Origin of the sequence: Acetobacter papayae, from assembly GCF_047721125.1 — a bacterium.
Taxonomy (GTDB): Bacteria; Pseudomonadota; Alphaproteobacteria; order Acetobacterales; family Acetobacteraceae; genus Acetobacter; species Acetobacter papayae.
In genome coordinates this window covers 1-2061 of record NZ_JBDNWF010000065.1, presented here as the reverse complement: position 1 = coordinate 2061, position 2061 = coordinate 1, and the positions used below count along the sequence as shown (strand labels likewise).

Sequence of the window (2061 nt, the reverse complement as noted above, 5' to 3'; positions counted from 1 at the left end):
GGCTATGGCCGGGGCGGCTTCCGGGTGGGGCAGAAACATCGTGCGGTGTAGGGCCAGTGGTGCAAAAATATGCCGTGCCGCATAGGCGGATAGTGAGAGCCCGCTCAGTCTTTCAACAATAAGCCCGAGTGTGATGAAGTTGATGTCACTATAGACAAACCGCTCCCCCGGTGGGCTGGTTGGGTGACTGTTCATCACTAGCTGGACAGCCTGTTCATGTCCCTGCCACGGCGTATCAAGTGGCAGATCAGGGGGCAGGCCTGAATAATGGGTCAGCAATAACCGCAGGGTAATATCCTGCTTGCCCTGTGCCTCAAAGCCGGGCAGGTAGCGCCAGGCCGGGGTATCCAGATCCAGCAGGCCTCGTTCCTGTAACTGCATAATGGCGGGTGCTGTTACCAGAGCCTTGGTGAGCGATGCCATGTCGAACAGGGTGGACCAGAGCATGGGGGCCGGGGTTGGTAACAGCGCGCTCTGGCCGAATACACCGCGCCATACGACCTGCCCCTGATCGCCAATGGCGGAGACCGCACCGGGAACCAGCCCGCTTGATACGGCGTTTTCAAATAGGTGGTTTACGGCGGAAAAACGCTCTGCAGGTATAGCGGCGCAGGCCTGCGGTCGCAGAAGCGGTAAGCCTGATCCGAGGCAGGCCACGGCAAGGCCATTCCGCACAAAGGCCCGACGGCTATGGGGCTGGGTAAACGGAAAGGCTGTGGGCATGCGAACTCCGGCAGGCTGTATGGCGGGGGTATTATACGTGGTTTTGGGCCGTAACGAAGGCTGTAATGGCAGGGACCGGGCAGGGTGCGGCAAGTGCCGCAAAAACGGACACGGGTAAGGCGATTATATTCTAGCATTGTAAAAATTGAATCATGCAGGGTGAAGGGTAATCCAGAACATGACACGGAGCCGCGTTCATGCGTAGAAGCCTTTCCCGACTGTGTTTGGTTGCGGGCATGGCCCCCCTGCTTTTTCTCGCGCCAGCAAGGGCGGCTGAACCCACAGTCAAAGCACTCTATGTTTTTGGTGATAGTTACAGCGATAACGGGGCGGCCAGAGCCCTGTCGCTGGAAGCAGTTAAGGCGAAAGTGCCGCAGGCAAGCGTTTTACCTGCGGAAGAGAGTGCGGGTCTTTACTGGAATGACCGCTGGAGCAACGGCCCGACCGCAGTTGAAGATCTGGCGCATGCGCTGGGGGCGCGCCTGACAGATTTTGCCGTTGGTGGTGCCCGGTGCGGTAGCGGTAATTACTACACATGGCTTGATGGATGGCGCGATAGCGGTTTGCACGGACAGGTTCTGTCCTTTGTCGCGCGGGAGCAGAAGCTGGATGCGAAGGCCCTGTATGTTTTGGGGGCTTCGGCCAATGATTTCTTTTTGCATACCGATATGGCTTCGCCTGCAACACTGGGAGAAATAGCCCAGAGCTGTGCGCAGGACATGAAAGGTGCAGTACAAATCCTGCATGATCATGGTGCGAGGAATTTTCTTGTTCTCGGGGCTTATAATCTCGATCGTGTTCCCGCTGTTGCACAGGACGCCCATGCGGCAGCGGAGGCCCGGACATTTGTTGCGGATTATGACCGCATAACCCAACAGGCTCTGGCTCCTATTGCTGCGGAATCCGGTGTGCATCTCATCTGGTTCCCATGGAGTAGCGTCGTGGAAAGCCTGATGGCTGATGCACAGGGCAGTCATTTGGCGGATATAACGCATCCCTGCCAGCCAACCCAGCCTGCACCGGGTAAAGTGTGTGCTGCACCGGATACGGCATTGTGGTGGGATGAATACCACCCAACCCGGCATGTTCATGCCCTGATCGCGCAGCGGATGTTTGAAACCCTACGCCAAAATATACAAAAGTAATAAATATAGGAATAATCATAAAGGGTCGGAAAAAGCGTTCAGGATAACGGCGCTTTTTTCGGCTCTTTTTTGGGTGGGGGCGGGCACGCCTGTGCATGGATCGATACGGCGTGAGATCAATAACAATATCCGTTTGTTCTTAAAAAATGTTTTTTGTATTTGTAAAATAAAAATAACATAAACTCTCTATAGT

The 2061-nt window shown here is 55.4% G+C and carries 2 protein-coding genes; one reads left to right on the top strand and one right to left on the bottom strand.

What is annotated here, in order from left to right:
* A partial coding sequence (locus tag ABF757_RS12120; RefSeq protein ID WP_415482585.1) for a serine hydrolase domain-containing protein occupies positions 1 to 723 on the bottom strand: 723 nt, incomplete at its 3' end.
* Positions 724 to 920: 197 nt separating this feature from the next.
* On the opposite strand from ABF757_RS12120, the gene ABF757_RS12115 reads away from it, so the two are divergent.
* Entirely contained in the window at positions 921 to 1868 is a 948-nt protein-coding gene (locus ABF757_RS12115; RefSeq protein ID WP_415482584.1) for an SGNH/GDSL hydrolase family protein, read from the top strand.
* Positions 1869 to 2061: the final 193 nt, after the last annotated feature.